Annotated in this window: 15 protein-coding genes and 1 riboswitch; of the genes, 3 read left to right on the plus strand and 12 right to left on the minus strand. The window is 32.5% G+C overall.

What is annotated here, in order from left to right:
- The first annotated feature begins 17 nt into the window (after nt 1–17).
- On the plus strand, nt 18–2,111 hold the full coding sequence (locus ACODH8_RS00705) for a Na+/H+ antiporter (RefSeq protein ID WP_332464930.1): 2,094 nt from the start codon (nt 18–20) through the stop codon (nt 2,109–2,111).
- A 40-nt stretch (nt 2,112–2,151) separates the two neighbouring features.
- Here ACODH8_RS00705 and ACODH8_RS00710 read toward each other — a convergent pair whose 3' ends face one another.
- The 8 genes from ACODH8_RS00710 to mnmA form a co-directional block, all read right to left on the minus strand.
- Nucleotides 2,152–4,503 carry a DNA translocase FtsK gene (locus ACODH8_RS00710; RefSeq protein WP_332464931.1) on the minus strand — a complete coding sequence of 784 codons (2,352 nt, stop codon included), beginning with the start codon at nt 4,501–4,503 and terminating at the stop codon, nt 2,152–2,154.
- A gap of 60 nt (nt 4,504–4,563) precedes the next feature.
- Nucleotides 4,564–5,946, minus strand: a complete 1,383-nt coding sequence (locus ACODH8_RS00715) for an aldehyde dehydrogenase family protein (protein ID WP_332464932.1) — start codon at nt 5,944–5,946, stop codon at nt 4,564–4,566.
- A 77-nt stretch (nt 5,947–6,023) separates the two neighbouring features.
- The gene (locus ACODH8_RS00720) at nt 6,024–8,099 is read right to left on the minus strand and encodes a DNA topoisomerase 3 (protein WP_332464933.1); all 2,076 of its coding nucleotides are present in this window, start codon (nt 8,097–8,099) and stop codon (nt 6,024–6,026) included.
- Complete coding sequence (locus tag ACODH8_RS00725; RefSeq protein ID WP_420517435.1) at nt 8,047–8,412, minus strand: DUF1033 family protein; 366 nt, start codon at nt 8,410–8,412, stop codon at nt 8,047–8,049. The genes ACODH8_RS00720 and ACODH8_RS00725 overlap by 53 nt, the downstream gene beginning before the upstream one ends.
- 182 nt (nt 8,413–8,594) lie before the next feature.
- Nucleotides 8,595–11,195 carry a magnesium-translocating P-type ATPase gene (mgtA, locus tag ACODH8_RS00730; protein ID WP_332465024.1) on the minus strand — a complete coding sequence of 867 codons (2,601 nt, stop codon included), beginning with the start codon at nt 11,193–11,195 and terminating at the stop codon, nt 8,595–8,597.
- A 25-nt stretch (nt 11,196–11,220) separates the two neighbouring features.
- A complete protein-coding gene (locus ACODH8_RS00735) occupies nt 11,221–11,343 on the minus strand; it encodes a hypothetical protein (protein ID WP_332464935.1) in 123 nt (40 codons plus the stop codon).
- 144 nt (nt 11,344–11,487) lie between these two features.
- A complete protein-coding gene (locus ACODH8_RS00740) occupies nt 11,488–11,913 on the minus strand; it encodes a GNAT family N-acetyltransferase (protein ID WP_332464936.1) in 426 nt (141 codons plus the stop codon).
- A 158-nt stretch (nt 11,914–12,071) separates the two neighbouring features.
- Nucleotides 12,072–12,240, minus strand: a riboswitch (M-box (ykoK) riboswitch).
- A gap of 65 nt (nt 12,241–12,305) precedes the next feature.
- Nucleotides 12,306–13,433 carry a tRNA 2-thiouridine(34) synthase MnmA gene (mnmA, locus tag ACODH8_RS00745; protein WP_332464937.1) on the minus strand — a complete coding sequence of 376 codons (1,128 nt, stop codon included), beginning with the start codon at nt 13,431–13,433 and terminating at the stop codon, nt 12,306–12,308.
- Nucleotides 13,434–13,722: 289 nt separating this feature from the next.
- Here mnmA and ACODH8_RS00750 point away from each other — a divergent pair, with 289 nt between their 5' ends.
- Complete coding sequence (locus ACODH8_RS00750) at nt 13,723–14,907, plus strand: multidrug effflux MFS transporter (RefSeq protein ID WP_332464938.1); 1,185 nt, start codon at nt 13,723–13,725, stop codon at nt 14,905–14,907.
- A gap of 108 nt (nt 14,908–15,015) precedes the next feature.
- On the opposite strand, the gene ACODH8_RS00755 is transcribed toward ACODH8_RS00750, so the two are convergent.
- The 4 genes from ACODH8_RS00755 to ACODH8_RS00770 form a co-directional block, all read right to left on the minus strand.
- Nucleotides 15,016–15,345, minus strand: a complete 330-nt coding sequence (locus ACODH8_RS00755) for a hypothetical protein (RefSeq protein WP_332464939.1) — start codon at nt 15,343–15,345, stop codon at nt 15,016–15,018.
- A 103-nt stretch (nt 15,346–15,448) separates the two neighbouring features.
- On the minus strand, nt 15,449–17,482 hold the full coding sequence (gene brxL, locus ACODH8_RS00760) for a protease Lon-related BREX system protein BrxL (protein WP_332464940.1): 2,034 nt from the start codon (nt 17,480–17,482) through the stop codon (nt 15,449–15,451).
- 11 nt (nt 17,483–17,493) lie between these two features.
- Complete coding sequence (gene pglZ, locus ACODH8_RS00765; RefSeq protein ID WP_332464941.1) at nt 17,494–20,031, minus strand: BREX-1 system phosphatase PglZ type A; 2,538 nt, start codon at nt 20,029–20,031, stop codon at nt 17,494–17,496.
- A gap of 11 nt (nt 20,032–20,042) precedes the next feature.
- Complete coding sequence (locus ACODH8_RS00770; RefSeq protein WP_332464942.1) at nt 20,043–20,978, minus strand: hypothetical protein; 936 nt, start codon at nt 20,976–20,978, stop codon at nt 20,043–20,045.
- A gap of 116 nt (nt 20,979–21,094) precedes the next feature.
- Between ACODH8_RS00770 and ACODH8_RS00775 the strand changes: the two genes are divergently transcribed.
- Entirely contained in the window at nt 21,095–22,033 is a 939-nt protein-coding gene (locus ACODH8_RS00775) for a tyrosine-type recombinase/integrase (protein WP_420517436.1), read from the plus strand.
- The last annotated feature ends 18 nt before the right edge of the window (nt 22,034–22,051 follow it).

A 22,051-nucleotide genomic window follows, 5' to 3' on the forward strand; every position in this document is an offset into this window, starting at 1 on the left:
ACTTATGGAGGTGTTTTATGGCAGTATTAGAAACAACAATATTATTAGTTTTACTTGTTATTATTTCTAACATTATTAGCCACTATTTAGTATCTATTCCAACTGCGTTAATTGAAATTGCAATCGGTGTTGCTGCAGCTGTGTTACTAAATTTAACCATTGAACTTGAAACGGATTGGTTTATGTTACTCTTTGTAGCCCCTTTACTTTATAGTGATGCTAAACATTTCCCCAAAAAAGAACTGTGGGAAATGAGAGCTCCAATTTTTGCTAATGCTATTTGGTTGGTTTTTTTAACAACTATATTAGGAGGCTTTCTCATTAACTTTTTCGTAGCTGAGATTTCTCTTCCTTTATCATTTGCTTTAGCAGCAGTACTATCCCCTACAGATCCTGTGGCTGTTCAAGGGATTGCTGAACAAGTTAAGCTACCAAAACGTATTTTAAGCTTAATTAGTGGAGAGAGTCTAATCAATGATGCTAGTGGATTAATCGCTTTTAAATATGCTTTAGCGGCATTTTTAACAGGAGCTTTTTCTATCAAAGAAGCAACTACTGATTTTATTTACATGGCAATCGTAGGTGCCATTATTGGTTATGTTCTTTCTAAATTCATGTACTTCTTGGAAGTTGCCCTACTAAGACAAGGGATTCAAGATGTTATCTTACATACTTCTTCACAAATTTTAACTCCTTTTATTATCTTTATCGCAGCAGAGCTTGTTCATGCGTCAGGTGTTATTGCTGTAGTAGTTGCAGGAGTTGTCGCCATTCAACAAGAGCCTTTATACCGAGGTCAATACTCTGAAATAAAACTTGTTACCAACAAAGTATGGGACATTATTATCTACCAACTTAACGGGATTGTATTTGTAGTCTTGGGAGCTTCTCTTCCAATGGCTATGAGATCAGCGATTATTGATCCTTCAATTAATAACTTTACTTTAATTTTCTATGTCATTGTTATTTGGTTGATATTACTCCTAATCAGAACTTTTTGGTCATATGGCTACATGTGGATGAGTTATGCAAAATCTAGGAATATGATTAACGCTAAGCCAAAATTCTACACTGCTCTTTTAACCGGATTAACTGGTGTTCGTGGTGCTATTACAATGGCTATGGTGCTATCCATCCCCTTCTTTTTACCAAACGGTGAAATCTTTAAAGAACGCTATTTAGTTATCTTCTTAGCAAGTGGTGTTATCTTGATGAGTTTAATTGTCGCTGTCATCACCCTACCTTTCTTAACTAAGAAAAAGACGCGTTTAATTTTAACAGGTGACGAAGCCTTCATGGACATGGATGAACTTGAAGAAGATTCAGATTTATCAGAAATTGAAGCGAAAAAACTAATGACTAAAAAAGCAATTCGCTCTCTGCAAAATGATTTAACAGAAGAAAATAGAACAGTTGTAACTGATTTATTAAATGAGTTAGATCAACAACTTAAAAGTTTATATTTAGATGACTCTGTCACATCTAACGAACTCTATCACGAATTAGAGATGAATTATCGCAGTATGGCAGTTCAATCTGAATTAATTGCTGCTATGGACATCATTAATGAAAATGAGTTCTCTAAAAAATTCATTCGAAATTATTTACGTATGTTGAAATATAAAAAACGTGCACATAATACGAATGTAACCATAGTGATGAGACAATCACTGTATAAAGCTCAGAGAAAAGCCAAAAAATTATTTATTCAAACCTTATTACGTCAAAACTACCACCCAGAAGTTAGTCAACAAGACGTTATCTTACTTGAAAATGGCTGTTCACAACAGGCAATTATTACTCTGAAAGAAGCTCAAAGTGAGTTAAGCCCTACAGAAGAGCATTTTGCTTTAAAAAATTCAATCATTCATCAAATCATGTTAGAATATAAAAGCAAGATTGACCGAATCAAAAATTATCAAATTCGTCAAAAAGATGAATACCAAACAGCTTATCAAGAATTTTTCTTAAAAACTCTTGATGAAGAACGAAATGTTATTCAATCACTTCTAGAACAAGGTAAAATTTCAGCTGACTTAGCAAATCAACTAAGACAAAGCGTTAACTATAATGAAACTACCTTTATTCAAGGATCGATAGATGTACATTAAAAAAAGAAGCAGCCTTTTTAGAAAGGTTGCTTCTTTTTTGCTACTCTTCAATTGTATCAGTTTCATCTGGAATATAAGTTAGTAATACTTTACGTGGCTTACTTCCTTCTGAAGGTCCTACAACACCATGTTCTTCTAATTCATCGATTAAACGTGCTGCACGGTTATACCCTATTCTAAAACGGCGTTGAAGAAGAGAAATACTAGCTGTTTGCATTTCAACAATCAAGGCTTTTGCCTCTTCAAAATACTCATCTACTGACGAACTGCTGCCACCATTTGAAGTTTCAACTTCATCAGGCATCATATGTTCTTGATAGTCTGCTTCTTGTTGACTCGTTACGAACTCAACAATATTTTCAACTTCTTGATCAGAAATAAACGCTCCTTGAATACGGATAGGTTTATTTTCACCCATTGGAACAAATAGCATATCTCCTCGTCCAAGAAGCTTTTCAGCACCATTTCCATCAATAATAGTTCTTGAATCAATCCCACTAGATACCGCAAAAGCAATCCTAGAAGGAACGTTAGCTTTAATAATCCCTGTAATAACATCAACACTTGGTCTTTGTGTTGCTAAAATCATATGGATTCCAGCAGCACGAGCCATTTGTGCCAAACGGATAATGGCATCTTCAACCTCGTTACTTGCGACCATCATTAAATCGGCTAACTCATCGACAATTACTACTATATAAGGTAACAACGATTTATTTTCGCCAGTTTCTTGGTTATGACGCTTTACCATATCATTGTAACCATTCATATTTCTCACACCAAAACCTGCAAATAACTCATAACGTCGCTCCATCTCTTCTACTACTTTTTGAAGGGCTTGGGCCGCTTTACGCGGATTCGTTACAACAGGTGTTAACAGATGAGGGATACCGTTATAAACATTTAATTCTACCATTTTCGGATCAATCATCATTAGTTTAACTTGATTTGGTTTAGCTTTCATTAAAAGACATGAAATAATCCCGTTAATACACACTGACTTCCCACTACCAGTCGATCCAGCAATAAGTAAATGGGGCATTTTAGTTAAATCAGCAGACATCACATCACCTGAAATACTTCGGCCTAAAGGAACTTCAAGTAAGTTATCAGGATTACTATGCTGTGACTCAATGACATCTCTAAATGAAACCATACTAGTTGTTTGGTTAGGCACTTCTATCCCAATTAATGATTTCCCTGGAATAGGAGCTTCCATACGAATATCTTTGGCTGCTAAAGCCAAGGCTAAATCATCTGTTAAACCAACAATTTTACTAACCTTCACCCCAACTGCTGGTTGAATTTCAAATTTAGTAACAGATGGTCCGAGACTTGCTCTAACAACTTTGGCATCAACCCCAAAACTATCAAATGTCCTTTCCAAAACTTGGACATTTTTTTCGACAAGTTTATACTCTTTACTTTGATCTGTTAAAGGTATTTCATTTAATAAATCAATATCTGGTAAGATATAATCCACATTTTCAATTTCTTCAGGAATATCAAAATCAAGTAACTGTTCTTTTTCAGAAAGATTTTCTTCTGTTTGTACTTTCTCTTTTTTCTTAGGTTTACTTGCTTGTTTTTGATAGTTATCTTGATAACTATCTATCTCTAAGGTTAATTGTTCTTCCTCATCTGTAACCTCAACATCTTGACTTTCCTTAGCTAATTTTTCACCTGGAGACATCTCTCTAACTGTATTTTCAGAAACTTTCTTCTTCTCTTTCTGTAATTTCAGTTTTTTTTTTTCCTCTTGGCGTTCCGACATTTTTTGCTTTTTTTCATCCATCGATTCAGCTGCGTTACCACCAAAAGTTCTCACTTTCTCAATAACTTCTGTTAAGCCAATATTTAAGAATAATAATACTCCTGTAGTCATCCCAATAAAGGAAATAACGTAAGAACCAAATTTAGAAACTAGGAAATAAGTGACTGTATAAAGAGACGCACCTATCATACCCCCACCCACTGATTGAGTGATCTGGTTAATTTTTATATCTGAATAGATTTTTTGCCATGTCATTGACATGATTGCTGTATCCCGATTGATTTGTTTAAATAGGCCAATTTCAATAAATAATAGCAAACTAAAATAAAAAATTAAGCCACCAATCCAAATCGTTTTACGTTTGAATTTAGGATCTTTTCCCATAAATAATAATAGTATGCCATAAACGATTAGTAAAACTGCCATTGCCGCATAAGTATTACCAACTAAAAAGCGAAATACATTGGCCATCAACATTCCTAAGAATCCTAATTTTAGACCGCCTATAATGCCAAATGTAATAAAACCTAATCCAATTAGAAAATAGGTTGTTTTTTCCTTTTGTAGTTGTTGTTTTTTAGTGGGAGCTTTTGCTTTCCCTGTTTTTTTCTTTGCCATACACAAACTCCTTACTTTTATCACTCAATATTATAACCTATAAGGTTGTGTTTTGTGAATCTAGTTGAAAAAAGATCGAATTGTATTATCTTTTTCCTTCGTAAATGGTGGAAACATAATTGGAAATCTAAAAATAGTCGAACGTTTTAAGATTGATTTTGTATAAGTAAAACTTTCTAGACTTTTCTTTCCATGGTAGCTTCCCATTCCTGATTCTCCTACGCCACCAAATGGTAAGTTCTCATTGGATAAATGCAGTAGCGTATCATTAACAGTCGCGCCTCCATAATCTAGTCTGTCTAGTAGCATATCCAACTCTTCTTTATTACTTGAAAAAGGATAAAATGCTAAAGGTTTTCCTTTTTGTTCAATAAAGAGAATTGCTTCTTCTAGCTCTTGATAGCTTAAAATCGGTAAGATAGGCCCGAAAATCTCCTCTTTCATACTTAACAAGTCATCTGACAACTCAGCTAGTAAGATTGTTGGTTCTATGTATTTTTCTGCGTAGTTATAATGACCACCTTGGTAAATAAATAGTTGGTCATATTTTAGTTGTTTGATTAAACGAGACATGCTACTTTCATTAATGATGCGACCATAATCTCTAGAATCTTCTGGAGTATCTGTATAGAAAGTAAGTAATCTTTTTTTCAGTAATTGCATAAACTCATCTTTTACACTCTCGTCAATTAGACAATAATCAGGTGCTACACAAGTTTGCCCAGCGTTAACAAATTTACCCCAAATAATTCTTTCAACTGCTACTTCTAAATCAGCGTATTTACTAACGATAACTGGACTTTTACCACCTAATTCTAGTGTAACTGGCGTTAAATGTTCAGCTGCTTTTTTTAATACAATTTTCCCGACACGTGTACTTCCTGTGAAAAATATTTTATTAAAAGTATTATCTAGTAGTTCTGTGTTCGTTTCTTTACTACTTGTCACAAAATACAAATACTCTTTTGAGAAAGCTTCTTCTATTAATACTTTCAACACATAATTAGTGGCAGGTGTGTGTTCAGACATACCTACGATGGCAGTATTCCCACCTGCTATAGCACCAATCAACGGGTCCAAAGTTAACAATACGGGATAATTAAAAGGAGACAGTATCAACACATTTCCGTAAGGTGCCTGAATGGTATAACTTCTAGCAGGCCATAAAAAAAGTGGTGTTTTAACTCGTTGTTTCCCACCCCATCTAGGTAATTTTTTTATCATTTCATCTAAATGGCGGTAAACTAATCCGATTTCAGTCATAAAACTTTCTGTTCGATGTTTCCCTAAATCTTGAGATAATCCATCTATTAATTCTTCTTCATATCGTCTAACTTGTTTTTTTAATAATTTTAACTGTTCTATACGGTAATCTAAAGCTTTCGTTTTTCCAGTTGCATAAAACTGACGTTGTTTTTCTATGATATTTTTAATGTCTTCCACAAAACAACCTCCTATTGCTACATTATATCATGCTTCTAAGAAAAAAGACTAAGTCTAAAACCTAGTCTTTTTCTACTTTACTTATTTTTCATTGCAGCTTTTAATGCCAATGCTAAAGGACTTTCTTCTTCTTCTTGTTGATTGACTTTCTTCATTAATTTAGCAGTCTCATGTTTCGTCATTTTTTTATTCTTTTTACCTTTACCGTCTAATTTCTCAGTGATATTACAGTTCTTACATTTAAAGTAAGCACCGTTTTTATTTTCAAGAATTTCCATTTTCTTTTTACACTGAGAGCAGCGTTTATTAGATACTTTAGGGTCTTTACGACGGCGATAAGAACAACTTTCGCTACTACATACATAGATTTTACCATCTCGTGTATTTTTTTCACGTAACTTACTACCACAATCAGGACAATCTTTAGTCGTTAATGAATGATCTACATAATTATCTTCACTCATTTTAATCTCTTTAACTAATTTAGTTGTCTCTTCTTCGATTTCTTTAATAAAGGTTTGATAATTCAAATGACCTTGTGCAATTTTTTCAAGAGAAATCTCCCACTTTTGAGTTAATTCTGGTGTGACAAGTGACGGATTAACTAAAGTTAATAACTGCTTACCTTTAGGCGAAACAGATAATTTACCATTTGAGCGTTCCATTAATTCTGAACTAATTAATTTCTCAATAATTTCAGCTCGTGTAGCCGGTGTTCCTAAATTGTGTTTTTCCATTTGTCCAAGTAGTGTTCCTTCATTGAGAGGACTAGGTGGAGTCGTTAACTCTTTATTAATCATAAAATTATTCGGAAAAATTTGTCCAACTGAAAATGAAACAGCTTTTTTTACCACTTCTTTTTCTTTTTTCCAACCATAATTTTCTACTTTTTGTTGTTTGAATAAAAAGCTATTACCTTTTACTTCTGCAGTAATGGTTTGTTGGATTGAAACAAAGGGCTCTTCGAACAAACCTAAAAAGCGCTCTACAATTAATCGGTAGATTTTCAGTTCTTCGTTATCTAATTTTTCTAAACGAGGTGCTTGTTCTGTTGGGATTAATCCATGATGATCCGTTACCTTATTATCTTGGAAGACACTCTTTTGAAGAACTGTTCCTCCATTTCTCATAATCGACTTCACACGTTCGCTATCCATTATTGTTACAGCTTGCAAGCGTTCTTTCATCGTTTGCTTCATATCACTTGTTAAGTATTTAGAATCGGTACGTGGATAAGTGACGATTTTATGAGTTTCATAAAGGCGTTGAATAATCCCTAATGTTTTTTTAGCTGAGTATTGATAACGAGCGTTTGCTTCTCTTTGCATCTCAGTTAAATCATATGGTAGAGGAGCCGATTCTTTCTTAGTTTTGTCTTTTATATCGACCACTTTAACAGTAGCTGAATTAAATGATTTAACTAATTCTTCTAAATCATTTCGTTCTTTATACTGTCTTGGATTTTTTAGTTGCAGGCGACCAATTAAATCTTGATGCTTCAGATCTAACGTAAAATAAGTTTCAGGCTTAAAGGTTTCAATCTTCTCTTCTTGTCGTCTTACCATTGCTAAAGTCGGCGTTTGAACTCGACCTGCTGATAAACTATCTTTGTATTTAACGGTTAAAGCTCTCGTCACATTTAATCCAACTAACCAATCTGATTCAGCACGTGCAATCGCTGAATAATACAAATCATCGTACATTTTACTTGGTTTTAGATTTTTAAAGCCATCTTTAATGGCTTTATCTGTTTGAGATGAAATCCAAAGGCGCTTCACCGGTTTCTTAAATTTAACATATTGTAGAATCCAGCGAGCTACTAACTCACCTTCTCGTCCAGCATCTGTGGCAATGACTGCTTCTGAGACATCAGCTCGATTAGCTAAATGACTAATTGCTTTAAGTTGTGGTCTTGTTTTAGGTAGCGGCTTAATACCACTATGTTTTGGAATCATCGGTAATGTTTTCATATCCCATGTAGCCCATTCTTTGTTATAATCTTCAGGCATTTTTAATCCTAACAAGTGACCTAACGCCCACGTAACAATAACATTTTTTCCTTCAATATAATTTTTACTCTTTTGAGTAGCACCAAGTACTTTAGCTATGTCGCGCGCAACACTTGGCTTTTCCGCTATAATCAGTTGTTTCATCTCGTTTACATTCTCCATTATCTAAGTCTATTTTTTCATAGTTTTTTAAAATCATAAGTCCCTTATATGCTTGTAACTCTTCGTCACAATCTTCACAGTAAACTAATTCCTCTTCATTCCAAAAGGCTGCCATAAAAGGCTCTTTCTCACGTTCTTTTTCATAATAATCTACATATTTTTTGACTAATTCATCATAATAATCTTTAGCTGCATGAAATTTTTCAAAACTTTTTTCTTCTATTATATCTTCTTGCCAGTCTTCAAAAAACCACCAAGGTTCATTTTCTCCATACATCGTTATTACTTGATACATATATTATGCCTCCTTATGCGTTCTCATATTATAACATATCTCATAATTATCTTCTAAAAAAGAACACTAAAAACAAGGTGAAGAAACGTATTCTATCAGGAGTTTTCTTGTTATTAATCAGTTGCTTACAATAGACACAAAAAGGATGACTCAAAAAGTCATCCTTTGCTTATCTAAATATATTATAGTAACTCACCAAAGCGTTTCACATAGATTTTCTTAACAAACATAACTAATACTAAGTAAGCTACGATTGTTACTGCTAACCAACCCCAGTATTCTGATGGAAGTGGAGCTAAATCTAATCTTTCACCAAAAGCGGTGAATGGTAAGATTGTTCCAATTGCAATACCTAAAGTCGTTACAGTAGTTAAAATAAATGACGCATTACTTTGTAAGAACGGCATTTTCGGTGTTCTTAATGTATGAATTACTAATGTTTGAGACCATAATGACTCAACGAACCAACCTGCATGGAAAACAGCTACAAATAATACTTGTTGCTCAGCATTTAATGAATGGTAAGAACCACCTGCAACAGCTGGACAAATAACAAAGTACATTAACGCATATGTTGTGATATCGAAAATTGAACTTGTTGGTCCTAACCATCTCATAAATGAACCAATACTTGTTGAATCCCATTTTTTAGGCTCTTCTAAATACTCTTTATCCATATTATCCCATGGTATAGACATACATGAAATATCATAAATTAAGTTTAAGAATAGTAATTGTAAAGGCAACATTGGTAAGAATGGTAAGAAAATACTTGCGACTACTACTGAGAACATATTCCCAAAGTTAGAACTTGCAGTCATCTTAACGTACTTCATAATATTTCCAAAAATCGTACGTCCTGAAAGAATACCACGTTCTAAAATCATTAAATCTTTTTCAAGTAAAATAACATCAGCTGACTCTTTTGCAATATCTACTGCTGTATCTACTGAGATACCAACATCTGCTTCTTTCATCGCAGGAGCATCATTAATTCCGTCTCCCATAAATCCTACAGTGTGACCTGCTTTACGTAATACTGAGACTAATCTTGTTTTTTGAGCAGGAGATAATTTAACAAAAATATTATGATTTTGCGCTACATGTGTTAACTCATCATCATCCATTTTATTAATGTCGCTTCCAGAAATAAGTACTTCTGCTTCTAAACCAACTTGTTTACAAACTGATTTAGTTACTAAAGCATTGTCCCCTGTTAAAACTTTAACACCAACACCATGTTTTTTCAGTGCTTCTAAAGCATCTTTTGTTGTTTCTTTTGGTGGATCAAGGAAAGCTAGATAACCAATTAAGACCATTTCACTCTCATCTTTTATTGAAAACTCACCAACAACACTTGGATTTGTTTTTTGTGACACCGCAATAACACGTAAACCATCTTCATTCAAATCATCGACTGTTTTTAAAATCGTTTGTTTTAATTCTTCTGTTAATTCTAAAATTTCACCTTTATAATCTACATAGCTTGAAATTTCAAGCATCTCTTCAACGGCACCTTTAGTAATCATTTGTGTTTTACCACTTTTATCTTCAATTACCACACTCATACGACGACGTTGGAAATCAAAAGGAATTTCATCCACTTTATCATAATGCGACACGTCAATATCTAATTCTTCTTCTGCTGATTCAATAATCGCTTTATCCATTAAGTTTCTTAAACCAGTTTGATAGTAGCTATTAAAGAAAGCATGTCTTAAAACACGTGCATCTTCCTTACCATCTAAATCTAAATGGTACTCTAAAATAATTTTATCTTGTGTTAATGTCCCTGTTTTATCTGTACACAGAATATCAATGGCACCAAAATTTTGAATTGAGTTTAGATTTTTAATGATTGTTCCTTTTTTAGCCATTGTTGATGCACCTTTTACAAGGTTTGTTGTTACAATCATCGGTAACATTTCAGGCGTTAAACCAACTGCTACTGATAAACCAAATAGGAAAGCTTCTAACCAATCACCTTTAGTTAAGCCATTGATTAAGAATACGGCTGGAGCCATTACTAACATGAAACGAATTAATAACCAAGATGTCTTACTGATACCAATATCAAAGCTTGTTAAGTTTTTTGTTTCAGAAACATCTTTTGCTATTTGACCAAATAAGGTTTTGTTCCCAACTGCAACAACTACACCTTGAGCACTACCACTGACAACATTACTTCCCATGTAAGCGATGTTTTCTAAATCTGTTTCACTTGATTCTTCAGTCATTTGAAAATGAGCTGTTTTTTCAACCGGATAACTTTCACCAGTCATTGCTGCTTGCGAAATAAATAAATCTTTTGTTTGTGTCAATCGCATATCAGCAGGAATCATATCTCCTGCAGCTAACTTAACAATATCACCACATACTAATTCTTCAATTGGTAATTCAACTTCTTTACCTTTTCTAAGAATAGTTGCTGTAACTTTTACTAAGTTCCCTAATTTTTCAGCCGCATTATTGGAGCGAACTGATTGAATTAACGTCATTGTTCCACTCAATAAAACCATCGCTGTAATAATTAAAACACCTGTTAAATCTCTATCTTCAACTGGAACAATCACATAATCAGTGAAAAATGAAATAATAGCTAATGTGATTAAAACAATTGTAAATGGAGTGAAGTATGCTTTTAACACTTCAATAATTAGAGGTGTCTTTTTACCATGAGAAATAACATTTTCACCGTATTTTTCTCTTGATTCACTTGCTTCTTGATTTGTTAAACCTTTTTGAGAACTGTTAAAACTTTTTAATAAACCATCTACTGGCATTTTTGATATTTCTTCATAATTAATCTTATTTTTTTGAACTAATTTTTCTTTGTTTTGTGTCATTTTTCTTTACCTTCTTCCCATAAAATACTACCCATAGAGAACAACCAATCCCAATAAATAATAGAAAAACTACTATTTCTGACATAATGTTTCCTCCTAACTTTGTTGGGTCCACGGAAGAAGACTGTTTAAAGGAGCTGATACTTAGCGTCTAGAAACAAATAGACAATAATGATCTTCTTCTACTGAACAGCTATCTTCACATAAACCCTGTCGACTCTGACTACTGTCATCCATTTGTTTCCATCTCCTTTACCATTTCGTGAGCTACTAATTTTTTTGTATATTCTTTAATTCTAACTCGACCTATTTTAGAAATCTTATGATTCGTTGTGTAACCTAGTTTTTCATAAAAAGCCCACGCAGATTCTCTACCTGTTAGATATGTTTGCTTAAATCCTAAATCACTTGCAACAGCTTCTGCAAAATCAATTAATTGTTTACCTACTCCAAGTCCTTGCATACTCTCGCAAATTGCCACTTGCTCAATTTGAGCTGTTTTCTTACTTTTCTTTGACAACATCAAAGTTCCAACTACTTGCTCATCGTTTAAAACAACGATATGCCAATTGTCTTTTTCTTCTAAAGGCAATTCTTGAATCAATTCCTTGCCCGAAGTTTTTTTCAGTAAGTTATTTCTTAGATGAATTCCCATCCAATACTCCACACTACCGAAATAAGTTAGTTTTAGTGTTACAGTTTTACCATTGTCATCACTCCTTTTTATTTGTTAAATAGATTTACCAACATAAAAAACCTCTCGCAAAAAACTCGACGAGAGGTTTGAAGTCATCACTAAATAAGACATCGTATATAAAGATCCAATCGTTGAGTTTTAGCACTATACAACGTAAAAGCAAAAGCTTTAGCTACGTTAAGAAAAACCTTAAGTCGATAATTCCTGTTATACCCATTGGTGTCTCTCGACGTTTTTGGGCAGTAGCCTGTGTTTGTATAGGAGCCTCACCTAACAAATCTATTTAATTAGTTAATACACCAAGTACTATAAATCATTTTTAAATAACTGTCAACTGAAAACTAAAAATATTAAATATACTGTCTCACTTTTTCTTCGCTAATAGCTTTATCTATTAACCCACCGCCTAAACACTCGTCTCCATCATAGAAAACAACTGCTTGTCCTGGTGTAATCGCTCTAACAGGTTCATCAAAAATAACTGTAGCTGTCGTTTGATCGTCATTTAAAATAACAGTAACTCCTGTATCTTGTTGACGATACCGGAATTTGGCTGTACATTTAAATTCTTTTGGCATAGGTGTATCTACTGTAAAATGAACTTCACTTGCTTCTAGGCTTGTCGCATATAAATGCTCATGGTGGAATCCTTGACCTACAAGCAATGTATTCGTTTCAAGTTCTTTTCCAACAACAAACCAAGGTTCACTATTATCACCTTGTCCACCACCAATACCAAGACCTTGTCTTTGACCAATGGTATAGTACATTAAACCAGCATGATCTCCTTTAATTTGACCATCTAAAGTGACCATTTTACCAGGTTGTGCTGGTAAGTATTTTCCTAAGAATTCTTTAAAGTTTTTCTCTCCAATAAAACAAACACCTGTAGAATCTTTCTTTTGAGCCGTCGCAAGTTTTGCTTTTTTAGCTATTTCACGAACCTCACTTTTTTCCATATGGCCTAAAGGAAACATCGTTTTAGATAATTGTTCTTGAGATAGTTGACTTAAAAAGTAAGTTTGATCTTTATTATTATCAACGCCTCTTAACATATGCACTGTTCCATCTTCATCACGTTTTACTTGAGCGTAATGACCTGTTGCGACATAATCTGCTCCAAGTTGCATAGCATAGTCTAAAAAGGCTTTAAATTTAATTTCTTTATTACACATCACATCAGGATTAGGTGTTCTTCCTAAACGGTACTCTGCTAAAAAGTACTCAAATACACGGTCCCAATATTCTTTTTCAAAGTTCACTGAATAATAAGGAACACCGATTTGGTTAGCTACTTTTGCTACATCCTTATAATCTTCAGTTGCAGTACACACGCCGTTATCATCAGTGTCATCCCAGTTTTTCATGAAGACACCTACTACGTCATACCCTTGCTCTTTTAGTAAAAGTGCCGTTACAGAAGAGTCAACGCCACCACTCATTCCAACAACAACACGAGTTTTACTGTTATCGTTCATTTAATCACCATCATTTTCTTAGATTCTGAAATCTAATACGATTTGAAGGTCGTAAATTTTCAGTGCCTCCATTATAAACATTTTTTCTTAAAAAATCACGCTTTTAATACTAATTTAATATAAAGTATTTTTACTTTACACCTTCAACTATTTTTGTTAATCTTTAACATGAATAAATAAGAAAGGGTGATTACCATGTCGACATTAGAACAAATCAAGACCATGGTCCCTCCATTTCCCTTCAAAAGATGTTTTTTCCCTATAGTTTAACAATAACGGAGGAATTAAATTGGAAAAAACATCGGTAAAAAAACAACCATCTTTATTATTATTAATTTGTCTTGTGGGATTCCCACAAATAAGTGAGACTATCTTTACACCCTCTCTACCAGAAATTGCTAGTAGCTATCAAGTATCCATGAGCTCTGCTCAGTTAACATTAAGTATTTACTTCTTAGCCTTTGCTTTTGGTGTATTCTTTTGGGGCTGGTTATCAGATATAGTCGGCAGAAGACCTGCTATGATATATGGGATTGTTTTGTACGGAATTGGAAGTTTACTTTGTTACACATCTCAATCAATTGAATTTTTATTAGCCGCTCGGTTCATTCAAGCATTTGGTGCGAGTACTGGTTCAGTTACGACACAAACTATTTTACGAGAAGCGTTCACAGGCAATAAGCGTCATGAATTATTTGCTCAAATTTCAGCAGCTTTAGCATTTACGCCAGCTGTTGGCCCACTAATCGGTGGTTTTGTTGGTAATTATTTTGGTTTTAGAATTGTCTTTTTAACTTTAGTGTTAATGGCTTTAGCTATTTTTGCTTATACTGTGACTTCTTTACCAGAAACCTTTGATGTATCTGAAAGAAAAAAAGTGGCTCTATGGCCAATCGTTATTCGCTTCCTTAAAAACCCAAAAGTATTAACTTACGGCTTTTTAATTGGAACTATTAATGGTATTTTGTTCAGTTACTATGCTGAAGCACCTTTTATTTTTATAGAAAAATTTGGCTTATCTCCTTCTATTTACGGTTTTTTAGGAATCGTTATTGCAGGAGCCTCAATTTTAGGAGCCTTACTCTCTAAAAAATTATTAGGTACTCATCAAGCAGAATGGATTATAACATTAGGTTTACGAATTATGTTAGTAGGTTCTCTTCTTTTACTTGTAAGTAGCTACACAACATTCTTACCAAAATGGATTCAATTTGCTGCCATATTAATCAGTATTTTTGTTACCTTATTAGGAACAGGAACTGCCTTACCTAACTGTCTAAGCTTAGCCTTAGTTGATTTTCAAGATGTTATTGGTTCAGCAGGTGCTATTTTTAGTTTAGGGTATTATCTACTAGTTAGCTTAATAACATTAGGCATGAGTACCTTACATAACGGAACACTTTATATGATGCCAATGTACTTTATTGGATTAGGAATAGTCATGATGGTGTTAACAAAGAAAAATATAAAATAAAAGAAAACCAGTACAGAGCCGGTAGATGGCTTTGTACTGGTTTTTTCTATATACTCAATTAATTTTAGGCACTTTAGTACTATTACTTCTTTCCACTCAAAAACTATATTAATTAGCAAAAATTAGATCATATTTTTTATGACTTTTATCTATTATTTCACCATTAGCTAATACCAACATGTCTCCATAAGATATTTCATCACCTTTTTCATCCACATAATGTAAGAAAAAACTGCACTCGTCAGAATCTTCTTCATAACTAGATAAGGATTTCATCATTTCTTGAGCAACTTTTTGATAAGATTCAATATCTGCAACCAATTCCTCAACTGAATGAGCAAATAATTTTTCTGACTCTACATCATGACAATCAAATCCACATCCATAACTATAACCAATCCATAGCTCTTTCAGTATTTTTTTCTTTTTATTAATCATCTTCTCATTTACACACTCCTTAGGTTACTGATTTAGAATTTTTTACATATTTTAATATCGTAACTTATGATTAACTGATAAAATACCAAGTAATTATTAACAACTATTCTACACCAAGAGCTTTAAATACAGCATCTTCAGGCGTTTGATAAAATATTATATTGAAAGTAGACATTAATTCTGGTGGTACAGTTGCTAGATCTGCTGCATTAGCCATTGGTACTAATACTTTTTTTGCTCCAGAATCTCTAGCTACTTGCATTAAATCAGCTAAATTAGTTACACGTATAATTGTTCCACCAATTGTTATATCTCCTAGTATGACAATACTTGATAAAACAGGTTTTTTAAGAGAAATAGAACACAATGCAATCAAAACTGAAAGTGATAAATCTTCAGGATTGCCTACTCCATTCAAGTCCTGAGTATTAAAAACGAAATCATTTGTTGTTGTTCCAATTGAAGAACTGATTGATTTAGCGTTAGCATTTAAGTACTTATACGCTGAATCAGCTTTTTCTTTGGCTTTTGAATCACTACCTAAACCAGTAGCCTTAAATTTACCACCGCCACTAACCATTTGTGTTTCAAATTTAAAAGTACCTATTCGACCACTACTCCCAGTAGTAACACCATAAATATGTCCTGGTTTTTCAACCCCCTCTGGTATCAAAGTACCACTTCCCTGTTCAGGTACAGAAATATATTCTTCTCTATTTTCTTCTAAATCTATATAAGATAGATTTACATCAAAAAATTCCATCCCACCGATTTTTTTCAGTTGCTCTTTAACTCTTCTACGCATTTCAAGCGAAAATCTTAATATTTTTTCAACATCTTGTTTGTTAAACTCCCCATGAGGGTAAACGATTTTTATCAATCCAGAGACCGTTTTTTTTACAGCGATAGTGTCACGTTGATTTAACTGGGATCCTAATTTAAAGTACTTATCAATAGCATCACTATAAGTTACTTTTCTTAGTTCACGCATAACTTCTGAATAGTAATCAGTTATAAAACCATAATCATCTGTAAAGAAATCTGGTCTATATTTAGGAATCTCCCATCCAGGAAGGTAACAGTGCATTCTATCTAAAAATGCAGAATCAGTCCCCATTTTTTCAGGAAATGGCTCAAATAAATTGGAAGTTTTTAAAATAACATCTACAGTTTGATTTATATTACCAACAAAAACCATTGAGGCAGACGCAATTTTTTCCTCTTTACCTCTTGCAAAAGAACCTGATGCCATATAGTCTTTCATTATTTGAACAAGGTCACCGTCTTTCACATTAATTCCAGCAACCTCATCAAAGGCAACAGTATCCCACATTCCTACAAGTCCCATAGATCGACTTGCCATATTGTAGAAAAGATTCGCCACAGTCGTTTGTCCTCCTGAAACTAAAATAGAATTCGGTGAAATTTCTTTATATACATGAGACTTTCCAGTTCCCCTAGGACCAAGTTCACAAAAATTAAAATTATTTTCAATAAGGGGTACTAACCTTGCTAAGTGCAACCATTTTACTCTTTCATCAAATTGAGTAGGTTCCATCCCAACAGAACGTAAAATAACATCAATCCACTCTTTTTCCGTAAATGATTTCCTACCACGTTTAACTTCTTCAATATCAAGACCCGGCATCTGTATAGGATCTATTTTTTTAGCAATAAAAGGGGAGTTAGTTTGATCGTTTTCGTCAAACCAATATTCCATCTGAACAATACACCAAATACCACCACCTAATAAACGATCATATTTTTTAGTATACTCATCACTTATTCGAACACCAGATAACCCTAAATTAGAAAAATCAGCTTCATATCGATCCTTTCTCTCATTTAATGACACACTTATCTTATCAATAACAGTGTATCCTCCGTTTTCTCTAATTTTAGCTTTTATCTTTTCTGCTTCATCTGGTCTTACATAATTACGTGCAAGAATATTTTTTACATTTTCAACACCTTTTTCAACTAACTCTTCGTCTAATGATGATGCATACATTCCTAATAAATATTCTAATACATAAACAGGTACATTAGCACCTTCTTTAATTTTTTTAGTTAGATCTTTTCGGACAATTTTCCCAGGAAAGTTTGTCACCAATTTATCCAAAATAATCTGATCCATTAACTTCCCTCCTAGATATCAAAATTATGATCACCTGCGAATGGATTATCAATTAAAAACTCAATCCTCTCTATCTCAATCTGAGTATTTGCATTTTTTAAAATTAAAAATACCTTTTCATTCGTATCATAATTACGATTTATAAAATCAAAAGTAAAATTTGTAAATCTTTCTGAAGCAGATGTAGATTTAGAGTCAGCATAATATGAGTGAACATTAGAAATTAAGCGTCCTTTTTTATCTTCAAAATGTAATGAGTAATTTTCTTTTATTACTGAATCATTAACTGCTTCTAATTGATAAAATTCTAACGATTTAGAGAGACCTATAATTTTTTTATTGTTACTCATCAATTGAACTTGTGCAGGTTCTTTTACTGATGAACCTCGTCCAACCATAATTTCTAATACCGGCACAATCATCTCTTGAGGAGAAGAACCTCCATGGACATAGTTTTGTCCCCCACCAGATTTTTTAAATATAGCTGATGTAGATGGAAAATGAATTATTCGTTTATCATCATTACGTAATGCATCGCTTAGTTTCATACTTGATATCCCTATATTTTTATATTGATTTTCACTAATAATAAAACGTCTTTCCACTCTGTCACTAATACTAATAGATGGGTTATCAATTTTGTCATATTCTTCTATTTTTGAGCGAGTATATATAAAACCATGATCACTTGTAATAATAAAACGATAAATATTTGCTCCATTGGAAATTCTTGGTAATAATGTTTTTAATTCTTTGATTGTTTTATCAACCGCTTCAAAAACTTGCCTTTCCTGTCCATGATCACCAGTTTTATCAATTTGATCATGATACAAATAAATCATATCTTGGCCATTGAATAACTCACGAAGTTCTTTGGCATTGTCCTTTTCAACTACATCCTCATAACTAATAGCTAAAGAATTAGGGTTTTTAGCCTTAAGAATTTTATCTCGTGCAACTGTTCCTTTTGTTTTCATACTATTTACTTCAACATCCACACCATTTACATATTCGAAAGTTTCTCCTTTACCTAAAAGTGAAGCGGATTTTCCAAATTCTGTAACAGAGGGTAATACTGTTAGTATACTTTCCATTTTTGTAGAATATTTTTTTTCATTTTGAATTTCTTTTTGAATTTCTTTTGCTGCTTCATAACGGAATGCATCTGAAATAATAACAACTGTTTTCATTTTATGACATGCGTAATTATTATAAAAATCTAACAACGTTTCCTGATTGTCAAACATTATATAATCATTCCACAAATGACTACTTTCATCTAAAAATTCTTTATATTTTTTTTCTACAATTTGATACAACTCAAAAAAAGCATCATCCATTTCAAAATGATCTAAATTCCATATAAATTTACGGTAATATTGATCTACCTTATATGAGTTTTCTTCATAGTCTTTAAGAATCAGATTAAATTTGTCCATGTGAGTTGAATAGGTAAACATCAATAATTTTTGTGCATTAATTAAAGCATTATATTGTCTTATATATTTATCTCCAAAGTTAGAGCGCATTTTTCGAGTTACAACATCAACAAGTGGCATACTACTAACCATCGGTGTCGTGTCACCACTTATAAGCTGATTACTATAATAGGATAGTATTTTTAAATGGATACTTTCAAATATATCTGCCTCAATTAATTCTTCTACGGAAGCTTTATCTAGTAATTTATCTCCATTAATCACTTGATATATTTGATGGCTCAATTGATTAAAGTGTTCTTTGTAACGAGTATCATTCATTACCCCATCCATGAATGAAACAATAGCAGTTGTTTGATCCAAAACTTCATATTCTTTAAAACTATTCGGTAGTTCTTGAATTCCCAATTGTCCAAAATATGTATTTAAGAAAAAAGAAATAACTAATTTTTGAATAGTTGGATCTTCTGATTTATAACCATAATATTTATAGACATACTTCCAAAAGACTTCCTCTAATTCATAAGCATTTAATTGTGAAAATAAAATATTGCTACCTTTTGAAAATTCAATCAATATCGATTGAAGAATACTATAAAATTGATTAGTATTAGCTTTTGTTAATACAGACATTATTGTCAATTCAAGTACTTCTTTTGTTTTTACACTTGTAGTTGTCATTTTTTCAAAAGAAGAAATCCGTGACTTAGCCCCAAAAAATTTACTGTAATCAGTCATTATTTCATGTAGTTCTGGTATAATATCCAACTGTTCCATAATCAAAGAGATCCTATCCGCATTGAAAAGCTCAGAATATTTAACAATACTTAACAAATGGTTGTTCTCATCGTCATCATCTATTCTTTCAAATGGCGCATAAACTAAATAATTATTAGTCGTATCTTCTATTTCGAAGAAACGCTTTGTTATAAACTGTGTGTTAAAACCTATTTTTTTGATTTGAGCATTTTCTAATTTGATTAACTCATTGTTAATATCATCTTCAAACTCGCCTTTAGGATCAAACCAAAAAATTAACTTACGCTCACCATAAGTTAAAAATAGTTCATTCAATTTATTTTCTATCTGATTGAGATTTAAATCTGACATACTATTCTCCTTTAAGGCTCTTTAACCCCTTTAGTTAAGATGTTGTATTTTTCATTTGTATCTGGATCACGTTGTAATTTATCATAGTTAACAATTACACCATCATCTAAATCAAGAGTAATTTTTTTCAGTGCAAGATGGCTAATTTTCTCATCAAACTCGCGAAGTTCTTTTAATTGTTTCTTTATTTTTACTATCTCTTTTTCATAACGAGTTGATTCGCCTGCACTAGAAGAAGATAACTTCTGAGTTTCACGTAATTCAATTCTAGAATTATATGCTTGGCTAAGTTTTGATAGGTAATCCGTACGTAAACGAGGAAGTAAATTTTCATCATAACGATGTAAATACATTAAACCTTTTACACCATTAATTTTTCCAGAATCAAATTGCCAATAAATCGGTCTTTTTTTATATGTTTTAAGATGATCTGTAAAAAATTTTGAAACAAAATATTTACGTATTATTTCACGACTAGTTCCAGTGCCTTTCAAAGTATCAGCAATATAATCTAAATTTTCTTCAAGAGTTTCTTTTCCGTAGACTACTTCTATAAATTTTTGAAATTTAATAACAATATCACTCTCATCATCTTGAAAAAATTCATCGTCGGTTATCAATATAATATTATCAGCATCAGGAATAAATTTTGAATAACGAGAGAAATCAAAATCTCCTCCAGCAAAAACGAGCCCCTCCTCATCTAATGAATAACGACCAAACATACAACCAACTGCATAGCTAATAAGTGATTTAATATCTCTTTCTCGATCCGCTCTTGAAACAGAGACGTCTTTATCTTCTACATGATAATCAAGCTCATCATTTAAACCATACAAATCTATAAATATTTTATTCAACTCTTCTTCATTTGCTTTTAACTGATCAAATCTTTCTTGCGCCTCTTTCTCCCAGGCTTCAAATTTATCTTTTATAAGTATTGCCAAAACACAATCCCTCCTATTTTTCATCATCTTTCATTATACTTGTTTTCTGATTAATAGCCATAATTCATATATAATAAATAGTATTTTATTTTACATTAGATCGAAAGGAAGATATTATGACGAATGATTTATCATTAACTAATTATTTTCAACAATGGATAGAAACCTATAAAAAGCCTGCTGTTTCTCATGTTACTTATATTAAGTATCAAAATACACTTCAGCATACAGTCACCTATTTTGGTAATGCTAACCTCACTAAACTTACCAGGCTTTCTTATCAAAGAGCAATTAACAATTTTGCAAAAACTCATGCAAAACGCACAACTGCAACATTTCATAAACAGATTCGAGCCGCAATACTAGATGCAGTTGAAGAAGGCTTGATAGATTATGATTTTACTAGAAAAGTAATTATTACTGGAAAAGAAAAAACTAATCAAAAAGCTAAGTTTCATTCCTATATAGAATGGAAATCTTTAATACAATATACTGAAAAAAACTCAATAGATTCGCAAAATTTTATTGTTTATTTATCTGCTATGACAGGTTTAAGATTTGCTGAAGTACTAGGCTTAACACTTGAAGATGTGGATGTAAAAAATAAAATAATTACTATTAATAAATCTTGGGATTATAAATATCACTCTGGTTTTAAACCTACAAAAAATGATAGCTCAATTCGAAGAATTGACATTGACAACCGAACAATTAAAGTTATCAAAGAGATTATTCGCTATAGAAAATTAAAACAAAGTAATCAAAGAATATGTATTGACGATAATGGGAATTTACCAGTTAGTGCAACCATCAATCGGCATCTAGAGAAAATTTGTAAAGAACTAGGAATTCCTTTGATTTCCTTTCATGGATTACGTCATACTCACGCTTCTATTCTATTATATAAAGGAGTCAATATACTAAGTGTAAGTAAGAGATTAGGTCATAAAGATATTACTACCACACAATCAGTTTATCTTCATATTATTAAAGAAATGGAAGAACGTGAAACAAAACTAATCATGAAAATAATGACAAACGTTCTTTCAGAATGATTTCGATCTACAAGAGCT

Source organism: Vagococcus fluvialis (assembly GCF_048815235.1).
GTDB lineage: Bacteria > Bacillota > Bacilli > Lactobacillales > Vagococcaceae > Vagococcus.

Bases quoted from the DNA above. Each gene is read 5' to 3' on its own strand.
- ACODH8_RS00705 (WP_332464930.1), top strand. From the start codon at position 18: ATGGCAGTATTAGAAACAACAATATTATTAGTTTTACTTGTTATTATT.
- ACODH8_RS00710 (WP_332464931.1), bottom strand. From the start codon at position 4,503: ATGGCAAAGAAAAAAACAGGGAAAGCAAAAGCTCCCACTAAAAAACAA.
- ACODH8_RS00720 (WP_332464933.1), bottom strand. From the start codon at position 8,099: ATGAAACAACTGATTATAGCGGAAAAGCCAAGTGTTGCGCGCGACATA.
- ACODH8_RS00725 (WP_420517435.1), bottom strand. From the start codon at position 8,412: ATGTATCAAGTAATAACGATGTATGGAGAAAATGAACCTTGGTGGTTT.
- mgtA (WP_332465024.1), bottom strand. From the start codon at position 11,195: ATGCCAGTAGATGGTTTATTAAAAAGTTTTAACAGTTCTCAAAAAGGT.
- ACODH8_RS00735 (WP_332464935.1), bottom strand. From the start codon at position 11,343: ATGTCAGAAATAGTAGTTTTTCTATTATTTATTGGGATTGGTTGTTCT.
- ACODH8_RS00740 (WP_332464936.1), bottom strand. From the start codon at position 11,913: ATGGGAATTCATCTAAGAAATAACTTACTGAAAAAAACTTCGGGCAAG.
- mnmA (WP_332464937.1), bottom strand. From the start codon at position 13,433: ATGAACGATAACAGTAAAACTCGTGTTGTTGTTGGAATGAGTGGTGGC.
- ACODH8_RS00755 (WP_332464939.1), bottom strand. From the start codon at position 15,345: ATGATTAATAAAAAGAAAAAAATACTGAAAGAGCTATGGATTGGTTAT.
- brxL (WP_332464940.1), bottom strand. From the start codon at position 17,482: ATGGATCAGATTATTTTGGATAAATTGGTGACAAACTTTCCTGGGAAA.
- pglZ (WP_332464941.1), bottom strand. From the start codon at position 20,031: ATGTCAGATTTAAATCTCAATCAGATAGAAAATAAATTGAATGAACTA.
- ACODH8_RS00775 (WP_420517436.1), top strand. From the start codon at position 21,095: ATGACGAATGATTTATCATTAACTAATTATTTTCAACAATGGATAGAA.